This is a genomic window from Chloroflexus aurantiacus J-10-fl, assembly GCF_000018865.1.
Lineage (GTDB): Bacteria > Chloroflexota > Chloroflexia > Chloroflexales > Chloroflexaceae > Chloroflexus > Chloroflexus aurantiacus.
On the sequence record NC_010175.1, the window covers coordinates 1,661,395 to 1,678,471 of the forward strand.

General features: G+C 58.3%; 17 protein-coding genes and 1 tRNA gene. 6 read left to right on the forward strand and 12 right to left on the reverse strand.

Going from position 1 to position 17,077, the window contains the following annotated elements; translation table 11 throughout:
- Positions 1–89 precede the first annotated feature (89 nt).
- Positions 90–165, reverse strand: a tRNA-Lys gene (locus tag CAUR_RS06200).
- A 554-nt stretch (positions 166–719) separates the two neighbouring features.
- On the opposite strand from CAUR_RS06200, the gene hoxE reads away from it, so the two are divergent.
- From hoxE to CAUR_RS06230, 6 genes are all read left to right on the forward strand, one after another.
- Entirely contained in the window at positions 720–1,241 is a 522-nt protein-coding gene (hoxE, locus tag CAUR_RS06205; RefSeq protein ID WP_012257070.1) for a bidirectional hydrogenase complex protein HoxE, read from the forward strand.
- Between the two features lie 3 nt (positions 1,242–1,244).
- Positions 1,245–2,852 carry a NuoF family protein gene (locus CAUR_RS06210; RefSeq protein ID WP_012257071.1) on the forward strand — a complete coding sequence of 536 codons (1,608 nt, stop codon included), beginning with the start codon at positions 1,245–1,247 and terminating at the stop codon, positions 2,850–2,852.
- Positions 2,842–3,549: a bidirectional hydrogenase complex protein HoxU gene (hoxU, locus tag CAUR_RS06215; RefSeq protein ID WP_012257072.1), complete on the forward strand. Its 708-nt coding sequence runs from the start codon at positions 2,842–2,844 to the stop codon at positions 3,547–3,549. Before CAUR_RS06210 ends, hoxU begins: the two co-directional genes overlap by 11 nt.
- Before the next feature lie 41 nt (positions 3,550–3,590).
- Positions 3,591–4,124 (forward strand): NADH-quinone oxidoreductase subunit B family protein, encoded by a 534-nt coding sequence (locus tag CAUR_RS06220; protein WP_012257073.1) that lies wholly within the window; start codon positions 3,591–3,593, stop codon positions 4,122–4,124.
- A 32-nt stretch (positions 4,125–4,156) separates the two neighbouring features.
- Positions 4,157–5,578 (forward strand): Ni/Fe hydrogenase subunit alpha, encoded by a 1,422-nt coding sequence (locus CAUR_RS06225; RefSeq protein WP_012257074.1) that lies wholly within the window; start codon positions 4,157–4,159, stop codon positions 5,576–5,578.
- Positions 5,579–5,831: 253 nt separating this feature from the next.
- Positions 5,832–6,329 (forward strand): hydrogenase maturation protease, encoded by a 498-nt coding sequence (locus CAUR_RS06230; RefSeq protein WP_012257075.1) that lies wholly within the window; start codon positions 5,832–5,834, stop codon positions 6,327–6,329.
- Between the two features lie 545 nt (positions 6,330–6,874).
- On the opposite strand, the gene CAUR_RS06235 is transcribed toward CAUR_RS06230, so the two are convergent.
- The 11 genes from CAUR_RS06235 to CAUR_RS06285 form a co-directional block, all read right to left on the reverse strand.
- Positions 6,875–7,432: a CDP-alcohol phosphatidyltransferase family protein gene (locus CAUR_RS06235; RefSeq protein WP_012257076.1), complete on the reverse strand. Its 558-nt coding sequence runs from the start codon at positions 7,430–7,432 to the stop codon at positions 6,875–6,877.
- A gap of 12 nt (positions 7,433–7,444) precedes the next feature.
- Positions 7,445–8,119: a DUF4013 domain-containing protein gene (locus tag CAUR_RS06240; RefSeq protein WP_012257077.1), complete on the reverse strand. Its 675-nt coding sequence runs from the start codon at positions 8,117–8,119 to the stop codon at positions 7,445–7,447.
- Between the two features lie 971 nt (positions 8,120–9,090).
- Entirely contained in the window at positions 9,091–9,813 is a 723-nt protein-coding gene (locus CAUR_RS06245; RefSeq protein ID WP_012257078.1) for a DUF4013 domain-containing protein, read from the reverse strand.
- Entirely contained in the window at positions 9,813–11,000 is a 1,188-nt protein-coding gene (locus CAUR_RS06250) for a CinA family nicotinamide mononucleotide deamidase-related protein (protein WP_012257079.1), read from the reverse strand. The genes CAUR_RS06245 and CAUR_RS06250 overlap by 1 nt, the downstream gene beginning before the upstream one ends.
- Before the next feature lie 7 nt (positions 11,001–11,007).
- Positions 11,008–11,145: a hypothetical protein gene (locus tag CAUR_RS06255; protein WP_157866398.1), complete on the reverse strand. Its 138-nt coding sequence runs from the start codon at positions 11,143–11,145 to the stop codon at positions 11,008–11,010.
- A gap of 224 nt (positions 11,146–11,369) precedes the next feature.
- Entirely contained in the window at positions 11,370–11,789 is a 420-nt protein-coding gene (locus CAUR_RS06260) for a YtxH domain-containing protein (RefSeq protein WP_012257080.1), read from the reverse strand.
- An 11-nt stretch (positions 11,790–11,800) separates the two neighbouring features.
- The gene (gene thrS / locus CAUR_RS06265; RefSeq protein ID WP_012257081.1) at positions 11,801–13,585 is read right to left on the reverse strand and encodes a threonine--tRNA ligase; all 1,785 of its coding nucleotides are present in this window, start codon (positions 13,583–13,585) and stop codon (positions 11,801–11,803) included.
- 18 nt (positions 13,586–13,603) lie between these two features.
- On the reverse strand, positions 13,604–14,191 hold the full coding sequence (locus CAUR_RS06270; protein ID WP_012257082.1) for a hypothetical protein: 588 nt from the start codon (positions 14,189–14,191) through the stop codon (positions 13,604–13,606).
- 328 nt (positions 14,192–14,519) lie between these two features.
- Positions 14,520–15,653, reverse strand: coding sequence for an energy-coupling factor transporter transmembrane component T (locus CAUR_RS06275; RefSeq protein WP_012257083.1), 1,134 nt, complete (start codon positions 15,651–15,653; stop codon positions 14,520–14,522).
- Positions 15,653–16,414 (reverse strand): adenosylcobinamide-GDP ribazoletransferase, encoded by a 762-nt coding sequence (gene cobS, locus CAUR_RS06280; protein WP_012257084.1) that lies wholly within the window; start codon positions 16,412–16,414, stop codon positions 15,653–15,655. Before cobS ends, CAUR_RS06275 begins: the two co-directional genes overlap by 1 nt.
- Positions 16,411–17,055 (reverse strand): histidine phosphatase family protein, encoded by a 645-nt coding sequence (locus CAUR_RS06285; protein ID WP_012257085.1) that lies wholly within the window; start codon positions 17,053–17,055, stop codon positions 16,411–16,413. The genes cobS and CAUR_RS06285 overlap by 4 nt, the downstream gene beginning before the upstream one ends.
- Positions 17,056–17,077: the final 22 nt, after the last annotated feature.

A 17,077-nucleotide genomic window follows, 5' to 3' on the forward strand; every position in this document is an offset into this window, starting at 1 on the left:
CAGAGGGTTCTTCCTGGAATATTGCAGCCGAAGCGAGTGGTGTAGCTTTGCAGAGAATCAAAAAACACCGGCTCGTGCCGGTGCTGTAGTGGTGGGCCCCGTGGGACTCGAACCCACAACCGATTGATTAAGAGTCAACTGCTCTGCCAATTGAGCTAGAGGCCCGCTGAGAATATACAACAAGTGTCGCTGTTTGTCAACCTCATTGCGGGTGTTCATGGGGCTAACGCTCGTACCGACAACATCCGGGTTCTACCAGAGATTTGGTCACGAAACAGGTGATACGCTGCACTCCCCGGCAGCCTATTGAGTCAGGATTGTAATATCAAATCTGATCCAGTACAATGCATAGTACGCGAACCAGAACATACTCTTGCAGCCCTCGCTTGCCGCAACCCTCGTAGTGGCAACGTGAACGGGTACATGCACCGTCCGTAGGGGCAGGTTTAGAACCCGCCCCAACGGTACCCGTCCATCTGTATCAACGGATCATCACGGAGGGGAAAGATGATCGCGAATCCCCGCATATTCGGTGCCCGGCAGTGATGCACAGTATCACTCAAGATTTGATACGAACCACCCACCTTTCGCGCAGCGAGATACGGTTGTCACCCTACTTCACCCGTTATTAACAGTTGGTAGTGAATTCTTTCCGCTAAAACAGTTGCAGTCGGGATAGGATCAGGGTAGTGCCCGTGCATCAGTTTGGGAGAAGTGCGATGACGACACCTGCGACCGATACCACTGCTGACCGGAATCCTCGTCCTGTTGGTGATAATCGCCAAAAGATACTGGAAGCGACGATGAAACGGTTTCAGTATCAGGGCGATGCGCTGATCGAAGTGTTGCACAAAGCGCAAGAACTGTACGGCTTTCTCTCGCCAGAGCTGCTCGGTGAGGTTGCCCGTCGCCTCAAGCTGCCACCCAGTCGGGTGTATGGGGTTGCTACCTTTTACCACTTCTTCTCACTGGCACCCCAGGGCGAACACAGTTGTACGGTCTGTCTGGGCACTGCCTGCTACGTGCGCGGTGCAGCAATCTTGCTGCGTGAACTGGAAGCATTGAGTGGCGTCCAGGCCGGGCGGACAAGTGCAGATGGTCGGTTTTCGCTGCTGACTGCTCGCTGTCTCGGTGCTTGCGGCATTGCGCCTGCCGTCGTTCTTGATGGGGAAGTGGTTGGTCATGCTGATCGCTCCGACCTGAAAGCTCGCATTCAGGCGTTGCTGAAACGCGAGGAGTAATGTATGGATCTTCACGAACTGGAAGCGATTGCTGAACGAGAACAGGCACAACGTGCGCGTTTCCGCATCCTCTGCTGCGCTGCTGCCGGTTGCCAGGCTTCCGGCAGCCTGGAGATTAAGCGTCGCTTAGAACTGGTGCTCTCCGCTGCCGGCAAACAGGCTGATGTTGACGTTGTTCCGGTTGGGTGCATGGGATTGTGCGGTCACGGCCCGTTAGTTCGTCTGGAACCGACCGGAAAGGTGTTCGAGCGCGTTACGCCGGCGGATGCCGAAGAGCTTGTCGCTGCGCTCGATCAGGGTTCGTGCAACGTGCAGCAATGTAACCTGAACCATCCTTTCTTCACTCGCCAGTATCCGATAGTCCTGCGTCACAGTGGTCGCATTAATCCCGAACGCATCGAGGACTATATCGCTGCGGGTGGCTACCGTATGCTCTACCACGTCATTCACGATCTGACACCGGCTGAGGTGATTCAGATGATTACGCGCAGTGGTCTGCGTGGACGTGGTGGGGCCGGCTATCCAACCGGGCTTAAGTGGGCCACTGTTGCCAAAAGCCCCGGTGAGCGGAAGTTTGTGATTTGCAATGCCGATGAAGGTGATCCCGGTGCCTTTATGGATCGCAGCGTGCTTGAGAGCGATCCGCATCTGGTGCTGGAAGGAATGGCAATCGCAGCCTACGCAGTCGGCGCCGAGCAAGGCTTTATTTATGTGCGCGGAGAGTATCCGCTGGCAATCGAACGCCTGCAAAAAGCGATAGTGCAGGCGCGACGGTTAGGTCTCCTCGGTGCCCAGATTTTTGAGAGTGGTTTCAACTTTCGGGTTGATATTCGCGTTGGTGCAGGGGCCTTTGTGTGTGGCGAAGAGACGGCCCTGATTGCCTCGATTGAAGGTCGGCGCGGCCAACCCCGGCCACGTCCGCCGTATCCGGCAGAGAGTGGTCTGTGGGGAATGCCAACTCTGATCAACAACGTTGAGACCTTTGCCAACATTTCGGCCATTATCGAGCACGGCCCGGAATGGTTTCGCCAGATTGGTACCGAACAAAGCAAAGGAACAAAGGTCTTTGCATTGACCGGTAAGATTCGCAACACCGGTTTAATCGAGGTGCCGATGGGGATCACGCTCCGCGAGATTGTCGAAGACATTGGTGATGGTACCCCCGATGGAACCCCGGTCAAGGCAGTACAAACCGGTGGCCCGTCAGGTGGCTGCATTCCGGCCAGCCTGTTTGATACGCCGGTTGATTATGAATCGCTGGCAGCGGTCGGCTCGATTATGGGGTCGGGTGGGATGGTCGTGATGGACGAGCACACGAACATGGTTGATGTCGCTCGTTTCTATATGGAGTTTTGCAAAGATGAGTCGTGCGGTAAGTGCATCCCATGTCGGGTAGGAACTGTCCAGCTCTTCAATCTACTCACCAAATTGCGCAATGGACAGGCCGGCGAGAGTGATTTGCAAACGATTGAAGCATTATGCGAACTGATGCGTGAAACAAGCCTCTGTGGCCTGGGCCAATCAGCGCCAAACCCGGTACTTAGCACCCTACACTACTTCCGACACGAATACGAACAGCTCATCGGAGCGGAGGTTGATCATGGCGGCTAAAACACTCACAATTGATGGCCATCTCGTCTCGGCCCGCCCCGGTGCAACGCTATTGGAAGCTATCCGCGACGCTGGTATTCCCATTCCTACCCTTTGTCATCTCGACGGATTATCGGATGTCGGCGCGTGTCGGCTCTGTCTGGTTGAGATCGAAGGTCAACGTCGTCTGCAACCGGCCTGTATGACGATGGTTAGCGAGGGGATGGTCGTCCACACCGCGACACCCAGGCTCCAGAATTATCGGCGTCAAATTATCGAGCTGTTGTTCGCCGAACGCAATCACGTGTGCTCTGTATGCGTAGCCAGTGGCAACTGCGAACTGCAACGATTAGCGGCGATGGTGGGGATGGATCACGTTCGCTACGAATACCTCTCTCCTGCCTGTCCCGTTGACATCTCGCACCCACGGTTCGGCATCGACCACAATCGTTGTGTGCTCTGTACGCGCTGCGTGCGCGCCTGTGACGAAATTGAAGGTGTTCATACCTGGGATGTGGCCGGACGCGGGGTTGATGCAAGAGTCATCACCGATATGAACCAGCCCTGGGGAACTTCCACCACCTGCACCAGTTGCGGGAAATGCCAGTTGGCCTGCCCAACCGGTGCCATTTTCCCGCGTGGTGTGACCGTTGGCGAACGTCCACACGACAGTGAACGCATCGCTCTGATTGTCGAAGCGCGGAAGCAACGCTGGTAGGTGCTGCGATAGAACGAACCGCAGGTGAGAGGGAGAAGTCTATGAGCCGATTACGGATTGCTACCATCTGGTTGGGTGGCTGTTCGGGCTGCCATATGTCACTGCTCGATCTCGACGAATGGTTGATCGATCTGGCCGCACGTGCCGATCTGGTCTACAGCCCGATTGCCGACGCCAAACAATTTCCGCCAGATGTTGATCTTACGTTGATCGAGGGGGCAATTGCCAGTGACGAACATCGTGAACTGGCAAAAACAGCACGTCGGCATAGCCGCTTGATTATCGCATTTGGTGACTGTGCAGTAACCGGGAACGTTACGGCACTACGCAACCCGCTTGGCCCGGCACGTACTGTACTGCAACAGGTCTACATCGAACATGGTGATCCGCGCGGTGTGATCCCACACGAACCGGGAATTGTGCCGGTATTACTCGACAAAGTCGTACCGGTTCATCAGATCATTCCGGTCGATTATTACCTGTCGGGATGCCCTCCTTCAGCGCCGCGGATTCGGGCATTGCTTGAAGCCCTGATTGAGGGCCGTGAACCACCAGCCGATATTCGCTACGGATGAAGGGCGACGATATTCTGAGCAAGGAGTACACGATGGGTCAACGTATCATCATCGATCCGGTGACACGCATCGAGGGGCATGCCAAAATCAGCATTCATCTCGATGACCATGGCGACGTTGCCGAAACACGATTTCACGTCACCGAATTTCGTGGCTTCGAGCGCTTTTGCATCGGACGACCCTTCTGGGAGATGCCGGGCATTACGGCGCGTATCTGCGGCATCTGCCCGGTGAGCCACTTGCTTGCCTCGGCCCGTGCCGGTGACGGTATCCTTGCCGTGTTGATTCCACCGGCTGCGGAAAAATTGCGCCGGTTGATGAATCTTGCCCAGATCATTCAGTCACACGCGCTCAGTTTCTTTCATCTGAGCGGGCCTGATCTGATGCTCGGTTTCGACAGTGACCCGGCGCAGCGGAATATCTTTGGACTGATCGCTGCCGACCCGGACGTGGCACGGAACGGGATTCGCCTGCGCCAGTTTGGCCAGGAAGTGATCGAGATGTTGGGTGGGCGCAAAATCCATCCGGCATGGGCCGTACCGGGAGGTGTGCGGAGCGGTTTGAGTGCGAGCAGTCGTGATCATATTCGGGCTAAGCTGCCCGAAATGCTGACCATCGCCTGCGATGCCCTTGGGCGGCTGAAACAACTCAGTGCGAAGTATCAGCGTGAAATTGAAACGTTCGGCGTGTTTCCCAGCCTCTACCTGGGTATGGTAGGGCCGGGCGGACGATGGATGCACTACGGCGGCAAGCTGCGCGTCATTGATCACACCGGTAATATCTTGATCGATGAACTCGATCCTATCGACTACCGTGATGTCATCGGCGAAGCGGTTGAGCCGTGGAGCTACCTGAAGTTTCCGTACATTCGAGCCTTGGGCTATCCGCAGGGCATGTATCGGGTAGGGCCACTGGCGCGGATCAACATCTGCACAACCATGGGTGCTGAACGGGCTGATGCTGAGTTACGCGAGTTGCGCCAGGCTGTTGGGCCGGTTATCCATGGCAGCTTCTACTATCACCACGCCCGCCTGATCGAGATTATCGCCGCGCTAGAGCGGATGGAAGTGCTGGTTGAAGACGACGATCTGCTCTCTACCGAACTCCGTGCCGATGCCGGTGTGAATCGTCACGAAGCGGTTGGCGTCAGCGAAGCGCCACGGGGCACGCTCTTCCACCATTATCGCGTCGATGAGAAAGGTTTGATTACCGATGTCAATCTGATCATTGCGACCGGTCAGAATAATCTGGCAATCAATCGCACCGTTGGTCAGATTGCACAGAGCTATATTCGGCATGGTCAGTTTGATGAAGGCATTCTCAATCGGATCGAAGCCGGGGTGCGTGCCTACGATCCGTGTCTGAGCTGCTCAACCCATGCGGTCGGTCAGATGGCGATGGAGGTGGATTTGTACAATGCCCAGGGCGAATTGATCAATCGCCTCTCCCGCTAAGGCAGCAGCATCGGAAGATAGCATCAGGAACATCACAGCACCGACCGCACGCGCCCGGTGACCCGATGGGGTAGTTCCGTCGTGGTTTGCCGACTCGAAGCCTGCACGGTGCTGTGGCGGTATTTCCTGGTGGTTACGCAACAAATTACCTGCCAGACGGAAACCCCTGATCGGGAGACAGGCGATAGGCTTGTACTCTTTTGCGGTATAATTGTATCATCGATACCAGACAACAGTGCAGAAAGGTTTGGCTATGAGAAGCATCTGCCAGCGTCGATGTCCGGTGGTCGGATCAGGAGGACTGGTCATCGGCTACGGCAGCCCGCTGCGTGGTGACGATTATGCCGGACAGGCTGCGGCTGCACGTTTGCGACAGTGGCATATGGTTGGAGTGCAGGTAATTGCCAGGGCACAGCTTACCCCAGAACTGGCAGCGGTCATTGCGCAAGCCCGGCGCGTCGTGTTTCTCGATGCTGCGGTTGATCGCACTGATGTTGATGTTCGCGTCATCGAACCGGCACTCACGTTGAATGGAAGTCATCGGAGTGATCCTCCTGCATTGCTGGCTCTGGCTCGCGTGCTGTATGGTCGTGTACCACGAGCGGTGCTGATTACTATCCCGGCCTACGATACAACCCTCAATCTATCACTCAGCCCGGCTACCGAGCGGGCAGTAGCACATGCAGCCCGCCTCGCCCGCGCGTTCCTGGGACGCCGCTATTGGGCTTTGCAGGAACGTACAGTAGGATAAGTTGTGATAGCACGTCAGACTGTTTGCAGGCAATCTACACGTTACCCAACTGGTATGGGCGGCGCGAGCGTCGCCCTTTCCCGATGTCATACTCTGCCCTACACGGTATAGCTACCACAGCATACGTCGGACAGCTTCTCTGGTACAGACATGACAACACCATGGATAGCACGCGATGCGAGACGAACCCTTCCGCTCCCCCTCATTCGCCGCATCCCTCGTATGGCAATACGAACAGGCGCATGCACCGCCCGTAGGGGCGGGTTTTGAACCCGCCCCTACCCCATCTGTATCGTGCAGGTAATCCCCACAGATCGTTGCGGAGGAGACGGATTGTCACAGTTCACCGCATATCCGGTGACATGCAGTGATGCACCGTATCATTGATATGAACGGTGGCACTGGTGCCGTGAGGAGCAGCACCTCGCTGAAGCCACCTCTCTGCCGGAAAACGGCAGGATGCGAGGCAATGCTTCGTACCCAGGAGTGAGGCCACATTGCGACCTCATCACAGCAGGCGAAACCAAATGGACGTGCGCTACCCTCTACTTATCGCCAGATCGCATAATGCGCAAAAAGCGCCACCCGTACTGCACAAACGAGAGGCTAAAGGGGATCAAGGCGATGTAGAGAGCCGGCTTGCCCCAGCGGGGGCCACCGGCCAGGTACAGCAACGCCACAATCGTCATTGCCAGGGTGGTCAATTTTCCGCTACTGGCCGCCGTCGTGATATGCGCTTTACGGCGCAGGACAATTAATCCGGCCAGTAAAATCCCAACATCCCGGAAGATGAGTAAGCCGGTTGCCCACCACGGAAATCCCCGTGTGCGCGAGAGCATCACTGCTGCTGAGTCAATCAGCACCTTATCGGCAATTGGATCGAGAATCTGGCCGAGCTTCGATACCTCTCCCCGCCGGCGGGCCAGTGGCCCGTCGAGAGCGTCGGTGAGCATTGTAATCGCCAGTAAGACCAACGCCCGCTGACGCCGATCACTGCGCTGCATGTAGTAGATGGTCGCCGGCAATAGCAGGATGCGGCTGATCGTCAACAGGTTCGATGGGTAGAGTAGCTCCCGCGGCTGAATAAGATCACGGAGCGCCATTGAGTCCTCCTCTTACGATGACAGTGTCGGCGAAGCAGGAGAGGACGTTACTTGCTGAACCGTTTGTCCCAGGAGATGCCCGAATACAAAGGTTGCGTATGGAATGCTAACTACCAAACCAACTAACAACGCAAATGTGCCAAAACTGGCGACAGTACCACACAATAGCGAGAGCAGCCACAGTACCAGCCATTCTGCCGGATAGCGTTGCAGCAGTGCCCACACACTGCCTGGTTGGAAAGCGGCGCTGACCGAGCCGGTCTGCACGTAGCGACCTATACCGACGATCAACAGTATTTGAATGATCAGAGACAGCGGCACAATAAAAACACTGGAACAGAGCATCAAACCGATCAAGATGATGAACGTTGATTCACTATTGCCGGCAAAGGCAATGGAGGCGCCAAGCAGGCAGCTAAACAGACACGAGATCAGGAAGATGGGTAAGGAGTAGACAATGCAAATGGTAGCGCTGTACACTCCTGCAGAGAACAGAGCGCCAAGCTGATTCAATTGCGGCAAGGGACGCTCTTGCCCATTAGCGACTGCCCGCGCGATTGCGACGATGCAACCTAACCCGACGATCTGCCCAATCACGGGAATCAACTGTAACAGACCGATCACCAGCGTTATTTTCCACCAGCCTGGGTCATCGAAGACAAAGCTGAAAGCACGAGTTACGTTCATAAGATTTCCTGGATGTAGCCCTTCACGAATATCTTACAGGATACCACGTAACAGTTGTTATATCTGCAACCCGGCAGAGTTGACTCCTGTTCGATCTGTATGAATGATGGCAGGGTATGTCACATCTTGACTGACACTGCGGACTCGTTTAGGTTGCCAGGCTCGTGCCGGCACGCTGGCAGCGTGCCCTCAGCAAGTTACTGGTGGTTCACCAGCGGCGCACAAACTGATTCACGCACCGTCACCCAGGCCCGTACCAGCATGATGAATGGCGAGCGTGTCGTGGTGGTGCTGCGTCCAATGGCAGTATGCGACCCGCTCCCACCCTATCCCGCCCCCGCTGGGCTATGCATTACCCATATATCACGCTACATTAAGCCAGGCTGCAAGCACTCCCCGTGGCGCAGGTGGTGTGGCGCGGGCTTCCAGCCCGCGTACAGGTATCATCTTTATCGCCGTCAGGCAGGCTTCCAGCCTGCCCCACGGTCTGATACATCATCTACCCCGCCACTACTGCAACCATCCGCTTCCCGTTCGTGATGTGAGACCCACACAACAGCGGTGCAACGTGATAGTGCCCAGGATGGTGCACGATGAGCTTGCTCCTGATGAGCGAAGCGGTTGACAACTTGCTTATGGGTAATGCATAGCGCTGCGCGGGAGCGGGGAGTGTAAAGGCTGCGATCACATCTGAACAACCATCCATTACACGCGATGCAAGGCATTCCCATTCACCACGTCCCTTGTATGATAAGGTGAACGGCACAGGTACCGTCTGTAGGGGCGGGTTTAGAACCCGCCCCTACCGAACCCGCCCCGACGCACCACCGGCACCAGCACGCTGTGGGGCAGGCGGTCGGCCCGCGTTCAGCCATCCTCGCTACCGCTGCGCCCAATGACACGCTGCGCGGCGTCCATTCAATACAGTGTGACAGCGGAAAGGTGCTGTTCGGGTGACAACCATACCGCACTCAGGCGTGGAGTGCCTGCTGCGCCTGTTGTTCGGCAGCTACGTAGAGCTGCGCACCCACCAGTTGGGCAAAGACACCTGCACTGCATCCCAGCCAGGCCGACAGGAGAATAATGAACCAGGGAGCATTGACAACGATAAGACCAGCCGTAAGTGCAACCATAATGGCGGCAGGTAGATACGCGGCCAGGCTGGCCAGTCGCGCTCGCCAAAAGTAGGGGCGGTATGGCGGAGTAAAGGCACGGCGGAGCGGCTCCCGACTCAACGCCTGTTCGATTCGTCCTTCTTCAGCAAAAATCAGACGACCAATAGGCGCCACCCCGATCAGGAACAGGATCAGCCAGACCAACCCCGTCAGCGCCAGAATGCCCTGCATTACCGGTTCGAGCAGTTCGGTTTGGGCGGCTAACACGAGGGCCAGGCCACTACAGGTGAGTAATAGCCCCCCCACCATCAGTGGCAAGACGAAGAAGGCCAGATCGATCAAGAGGGCCAAAATGCCGGTCAACGCACGCAGCGTCCAGTCGCGCCAGGGCGGTAGCGGGAAGGGAAAGCCGCGTCGGCTATTGTCGTAGCTTTCCATAATGAAACCAACGGCCAGTGGCAGGCCGATGATGGTCATCGCCAGCGCACCATGCAGCAGGCATTTGCGCCACCAGGTTGGATCGCGACAGACGAGGGCAATGGCCGCACGTAACGTAGCAGGCGATGAAGAGGTGTACACTACTCCGACTCTCCGTTCAGGTAGCGGCGCAGCAGGTCGAGAGCTGCTGTACCGATAAACTCAAATCCATCAGCCGAACGCAGATCAAAGGGGCGGGTCAGGCGTCGTTCACCATCGGGGGTTACCAGCGCGAGCGACACGGCGGTAAATCCCTGATCGTTTGGCCCACTCGCCGACTGCACCCCCAGCCCAATCGTGCTCTGCCAGCGCTCGGCGACATTCGCCGCACCGGCATAGGCCAGATCGGAGGATGCCTGCGCATCAGCCGGGCTATCAAGTGGATGTATCTCGGCACCACGTAGTACCTGTTCAACATTGGGCAACGACAAGAGCGCCTTAAACACGGGAGCCTGGGCAATTCCTTCGTACAGGGCAATGGTCTGTTGCCGTTCACGCAGCAGCCGGGCCACAGTCGCCGGCAAATCTTCCTCACCCAACAGGTACGGCCCCAGGCGTTCGCGGATGATGGCTTCGGTTTGGGCAATCATCGCTTCCGCTTCCGCCTGGCTTTCCGCACGGGCACCAATCCGCAGCTCGTAGCGCGCACGCTTGGCCGAAATGCCAACGGTTGGGTTGGCCTGCTGCATCAGATCGGCGATCCGTTCACCAATCACACTTTCACCAAGCCCCACCGCATGCAAGGTACGAACGAGGATCACAGTTGTGATCCCACGTTCATCGCGCAGGTACGGCAATACGGCCGTCTCAAACAGGTACCGCATCTCGCCTGGCACGCCGGGCAGCACGATCACTGTCCCCCGCTCGTCTTCGACCAGAAAAGCGGGCGCAGTACCACGGGGATTGGGAATGATCCGGGCGCCTGCCGGAACATACGCCTGCCGCCGATTGCTCTCGCTCATCGGTCGATTCATGGCCGCAAAGCGGGCCGCAATCTGGTCGAGCAGTTCGGGATGAAATTCCAGGGGACGATCAAGCGCTGCGGCAACCGCTTCACGGGTCACATCGTCGAGGGTTGGGCCGAGACCACCGGTACAGATCACCAGATCGGCCCGCTCAAGCGCCTCGCGCACTGCCGCCGTAATCCGACCTTCGTTATCGCCAACCACCGTTTTGCGATAGACATTGACACCGGCAGCGGCCAATTGACGGGCAAGATAGGCGCTGTTGGTGTCGATGGTGACACCTAACAGTAACTCTGAACCGATAGCGATGATCTCGGCATCCATGCTTCCCTCACGACGATACAAACTCCACGCGGTTGCGAATGTGGCAGATAGCCATGCCGGTCAGGGTTGATCCATCCACTGCACGATCCACTTCACCCGCCCGGTCAATATGTATCACAGCGAATGGCGGAAGCCAGGCTTCCACGCCACTGCGCTCCATTTCAGGCGTATGCGACCTGCACCAACCCGGCAATCGTTCCCGCCAGCGTGCAATCTATGCGCTTCCCACGACGAGCGGATGGTACGTCTCCGCCAGACGGTCAGGTGCTCTGTTGATGACATCTGCGCCCCAGTGAGCACAGGTTCAAGCCTGTGCTCGATTGGGGCGATCACCACAGCTTTGCAGCGCTGAATGAGCTGACGGACTGGTTATGCTGCCGAGTCAGGTGGTGGTTCGCTCAAGCGCTTGCGATACTCGCGCCACAACTCCTGCTCGCGCTCGGCGGCAGCTCGCTGGCCGGCGGCAATCGCTGCGCGTAACCGTTCGGCAAACGACTGGCGCACACTGCTGGCGCGTGCTGCAAGGCGTTGGCGGGTCTCATTCCCTGAACGCGGATTGAACAGGGCAACCGCAGCGAAGCCCAACGCTGCACCAACGACCAACCCGGCGACAAACGCACCGGTTGCTGATGCGCTTTGCCGTTCGTGTTCACGACGCAATGCGGCTAACAGGCGTTGGGCAGCTTCACGTTCAGCCGCCAATGCTTCGAGGGTTGCCGTGCGTTCAGCGTGGATCGACTCGGCAAAGCGGCGAGCCACTTCGGCGATAGCATCGTTCTCAACCGTCATTGGAACACTCCTCAACTGCGGGTGCGAATCTCCTCCAGAGCACGGGCCAGGAATGCATCAACCGGCATTGCGCCAAGGTCTTCACCTGCGCGGGTGCGTACTGCAACAGAGTCAGCAGCTTCCTCCCTGGCGCCGATTATAAGCATATACGGAATCTTCTGCAACTGAGCACGGCGAATCTTGCCCTGCATGCGGTCGCGGTTGTCGTCGAGTTCGACCCGCAGCCCCGCCATGAACAGGCGCTGGCGCACCTGGCGGGCAAACTCCATCTGTTTATCGGTAATCGGGATGACGACCGCCTGCACCGGCGCCAGCCAGAGCGGAAACGCGCCGCCGTAGTGCTCGATCAGGATACCCATAAACCGCTCGGTCGTGCCGGTAACGGCGCGGTGCAAGACCACCGGTGTGTGGGGTTTGTCGTCTTCGCCGATATATTCACACCCCAGACGGGCCGGCTGGATAAAATCGACCTGGATGGTGCTCAGTTGCCATTCACGCCCCAGCACATCGCGGGCAAGGAAGTCGGCTTTCGGGCCGTAGAATGCCGCTTCACCTTCGACTTCAAAGTACTCGACACCGTTGGCTTCCAGTGCACTGCGCAGCGCGGCGGTTGCCAGCTCCCACTTCTCATCGTCCTGAACGTATTTGCCTTCGCTGCCGCGCAACGATAGCCGCACTTTGTAATCGGTAAACTGATAGGTGCCCAGCACTTCGCGAATGACCTGGAGCGCCAGGCTGAACTCTTCTTGTATCTGATCGGGCCGACAGAAGATGTGGCAGTCGTCTTGGGTTAAGGCGCGCACGCGCGTTAAGCCGCTCAGCGCTCCACTATCTTCATACCGATAGAGCGTCGCAAATTCGGCAAACCTTAGCGGAAGGTCGCGGTAACTGATCACGCCAAGCTGGTTGTAGAGCGTCATGTGGCTGGGGCAGTTCATCGGCTTCAGCCGGAAGACAAGGTCTTCGCTCTCGACCATCGGCGGGAACATGCTGTCACGGTAGTTGTCGTAGTGGCCCGACTTGCGGTAAAGCTGTTCCTTCACCACATTGCCCGTCCAGACATGTTGATACCCGTAGCGGGTCTGGACTTCGCGCACAAACTTCTCCATTTCGTGGCGAATGATTTCCCCTTTGGGGGTGAAGATCGGCAGACCGGGACCAATATCATCTGAAAAGAAGAAGAGTCCCAGCTCTTTGCCCAGACGGCGGTGGTCGCGCTTACGCGCCTCTTCCAACCGGTGCAGATAGGCTTCCAGCTCCTCTTTCGTATTCCAGCCGGTGCCGTAGATACGCTGCAACTGCCGATTCTTCTCATCACCCCGCCAGTAGGCGCCGGCGATGCTCATCAGCTTGAAGGCTTCGGGATTGATCTCGCCGGTATGGTTGAGATGCGGACCGCGGCAGAGGTCCTCGAACGTATCCTGGCGGTAGGTTGAGATGACGGTATCGCCGTGGTGCGTCTCGCCATATTCATCAAGCCCTTTGGCCAGGCCTTCGATCAATTCCAGTTTATACGGTTGATTGGCAAAGATCTGACGAGCCTCTTCAGCCGTCACCTCACGGTAGATGAAGGGGTGATTGCCGGCAATAATCCGCTTCATCCGTCGCTCGATCTCGCTCAAGTCTTCGGGCGTGAGCGGGCGCGGCAGATCAAAGTCGTAGTAAAAGCCGTTTTCAATCGGTGGCCCAATCGCAATTTTGGCATCGGGAAAGATTTCGAGCACAGCCTGGGCCATCACGTGGGCCAGCGAATGCCGCAGGCGGTAATAGGGATCGCTGTTGGGATCGACTGGCATACTGGGTTCTCCTTCTTGTTATCTACTGGTTGTGACAATGCTCAGGTAGCCGTCGGTGATACGTGCATCAACAATCTGGCGGTTTTGACGGTTCAGTTCAGCATTGAGCCGTTCGTGGAGCACCGTTGAGAGGTCGGAGGCCGAGATCAACATCGCTAACGGCCCCTCAACCTGGGGGTCAAGCGGAATCAGTTCACCATCCCGCACCATCACGCCACTGCTCACCACACTGGTCACCCCGTAAGCCTGGATAGTAACGATAGCACGGCCATCACGCAGGCGCACATTGATAGCATCTACCGGTAAAGTGGTTTGCACGTCGGTGAGATAGCCATTAATCTCGGCTTCACTCACCGTCACCTGGCCGGCGGGCAGGGCAGCAAGCAGCGCAGGTAACGGCGCCTGATCAGCCACCTCAACCGGAGTCGAGACAGGCGCGATCAGGTCGGCAAGGGTACGACCAAGCGCAGAACTGATCTGCGGTCGGATCAAGAGCAGGTAGAGGATGCCGATCAGCAGTATCCCCAGCCCAAGCCGAACCAGTTGCCCAACACAGCCGGTTGTTTCACGCCGCCGGTACGGTATCCAGCGGGCAGATGGACGCATACGTCCTCCTTGCGACAGCTATGGTCTAACAGAAACAGCTCTCCGTCCGCACGGGGACGAAGAGCTGCTTCGTGGTTCCACCCTGTGTTCACCCAACGCCGGCATGCCGGCGTTGAGCCTCATTGTTCGCGGTAACGGGCGAATCCCGTCATCCCATACTGGCACTGCGCGTTCCGGGATGCACTCAGAGGGGGTTTTCCCCCGACCCATCGCCAGGCATGCTCTCAGTCGCGACACGCCCTCCCTGTGGCCGGAATCGGGCTACTCGTCCTCGTCAGCGCTTTGCGATTGACGCCGACTGACATGGTAGCGCGAAGAGCATCAGGAGTCAAGATTGGGCACTCAACACATGCTGTGACACTGTCTCCTGGCGGGCAGCGCGACGGTCGGCGCGTACACGATAGGCCCGGCGGGGTACGCCGGCGGTCAGCGGTAGCGCAGGCACGGCAAGCAACAGAATCGCCGCTCCAACTCGCAGATCAAAACCGGGTTCGGTGATGACCGGGAAGGGATAGTAGACCAGGATCGTCGGATCGATCAGGTGGATCGTCGCGACAACGGTGACGGCAGCCGCCGCAGCAATCCAGGTGAGCGTGTCAAGTCGCCGCCAGCGTTCGCGCCGATAAGTCGTGCGTGGCACACAACGACTCAGATCGTAAGCTGCCCAGGCGGTAAGGACGAGGCCACCACCACCGACCGGCAGCGCGAACGGCCAGCTTACCGGCCCCACCCATAGCCAGCCGATCAGAGCGGTTGTCATACTCAGCAGACCGGCAATCAGCGCAAAGACACGGGTTGGGTTGTGGGCCGCTGACAGCGTGCGCCCGTAGCCCCGCGCCTCCAGCGCTTCCGCCAGTTGCAGCGACCGTTCCAGGCTACCGGCCAGTAGCGGGCCAATCAGTGCCCACCAGCTTCGGACACTGCCGAAGCGATGACCACGCGCACGCTGCGCAGCCGTGATGTCCTGAATAGCGTGTACCAGCGAGGGGGCAAAGGAAAGCGCAATCGTCACCGCCAGCCCGGCGTGAAACAGCGAACGCGGCGTCAGACGGAGTAGCCGATGATGATCAACCAGCGCATTGAACGCACCAAAGATGATCAAAAGCGTCCACAGACCCAATCCACGAGTCGCGCCCCAGGCCAGCGCTTCAGCAGTGATCGGGCCACCCAACACAATCCCACCGAGCCAGACCGGCAGGTGAATAGCAGGAAGATGGAGCAGCACCGTCGCCCCGCGCACACCTCCAACCGTCACGACGGAGAAGACGACGTAGCCAAACCAGATCAAAGCACCGACACGGGCAAACAGACTAAAACTGCGGGCCAGTGGCCGATCATCACGATGCCTGACAAAAACCTGCGTCACGACCAGCATGAGCAGGATGTGATAGAGTGGGTGCGGGGCCAGGATGGCGATGGTGGTAGTGGCAATCAGCCAGCAGAGCCATGTGCGTGTGTGCATCACATTCCCCCCCACCGCACGGTAAGCGCGGCTAACGCGACGACCTCACCAATCTCACAGAGGGCACCGTAGGTATCGCCGGTCAATCCGCCCAGATCGCGCACCCACCAGCGCGCTAGCACGTGAGCCACGCCGAACACCAGGCCAACCGTGATCAGGCCGGCCAGGCCGGCGATAATCCAGGCACTGGCGACCATCAACAGCGATGCCAGCCAGAGATCGGACTGGCGTACCTGCGCATTGAATGTACGCCCCAACCCCCCTTCCCGCGCCGGCGGAAAGCGATAGATGACGTAGCAATCTGCCCAACGGCCCAGCATCGGTGCCAGGAGAAGAGCCGGCCAGGCCGGTGCCGCGCCGGCCACAAATGCCACTTTCAGCAGCAGCACAGCCATCAGCGCCAGGGCACCCATCGCCCCGATCCGACTATCTTTCATAATCTCCAGCTTGCGCTCACGCGACCGCCAGCTCATCACCGCATCGAAAGTATCGCTCAGCCCATCGAGATGCAGGCCACCGGTGATAATCCCCCACCCAACGACTACCAGCATGGCAGCGGTCAGATCGCCCCACAACGGACGCGCCAGCGCGTCAACCGCCACCAAGACTCCACCAATCACCAGCCCCACTGCCGGAAACCACGGGATTGCCCGCACCACACTCTGTTCGCTCATCGGTGACAGACCGGGGAGCGGAATGATGGTCAGAAAGCGGATCGCTTCGATCAAACCAGGCGTGGGCCGTGTCGATGTGTCGCTCATACGCTCTCTCCTGCACCCACCAACCGCGGAACCGCGTTAACGGTGCGGACAATGATCGTCGTACCGTAGGTGTCGAGGGCCGTTATACTCCCCAAATCAACCCGCCAGCGCCAGTGTTCGGCTATCGGCTGCCCGCAGCACCAGCAGATCACCAGTTGGATAGGGGTGGCGTGGGTTACGATCAGAATTCGCTCACCGGGATATTGGGTCAGCACCTCGTCCCAGGCCGGAGCCAGCCGGTTGGCAACATCAGCCAGACTCTCACCCTCAGCAGGCCGCCCGTCAATCCCGGCAGCCCAGCGCGCCTGGGCTTCAGCCGGGAATCGCTGCATCACTTCCCGGTAGGTTAAGCCTTCCCAACGCCCGTGGTCAATCTCGCGCCAGCGCGGGTCTTCGAGTACCGGAATGGGTGAACGACCATCGAGAATCGCAGCCGCCAGCGCGCGAGTGCGTTCCGTAGGGCTGACAATAACGCGGGTGAAGGGCAGTGCCCGCAACCGCCGGGCCAGGGCAGCGTGCTGACGCCGACCATAATCGGTCAACGGGCTGTCACCGCGACCGAGATACCGCCGGTGGCGGTTTGCCTCCGTCTGCCCATGACGAACAAGCCAGATACTGGTATGGCGCGAACGAGCGGTCACCCGGTTCCTCCTTCCCCACCTC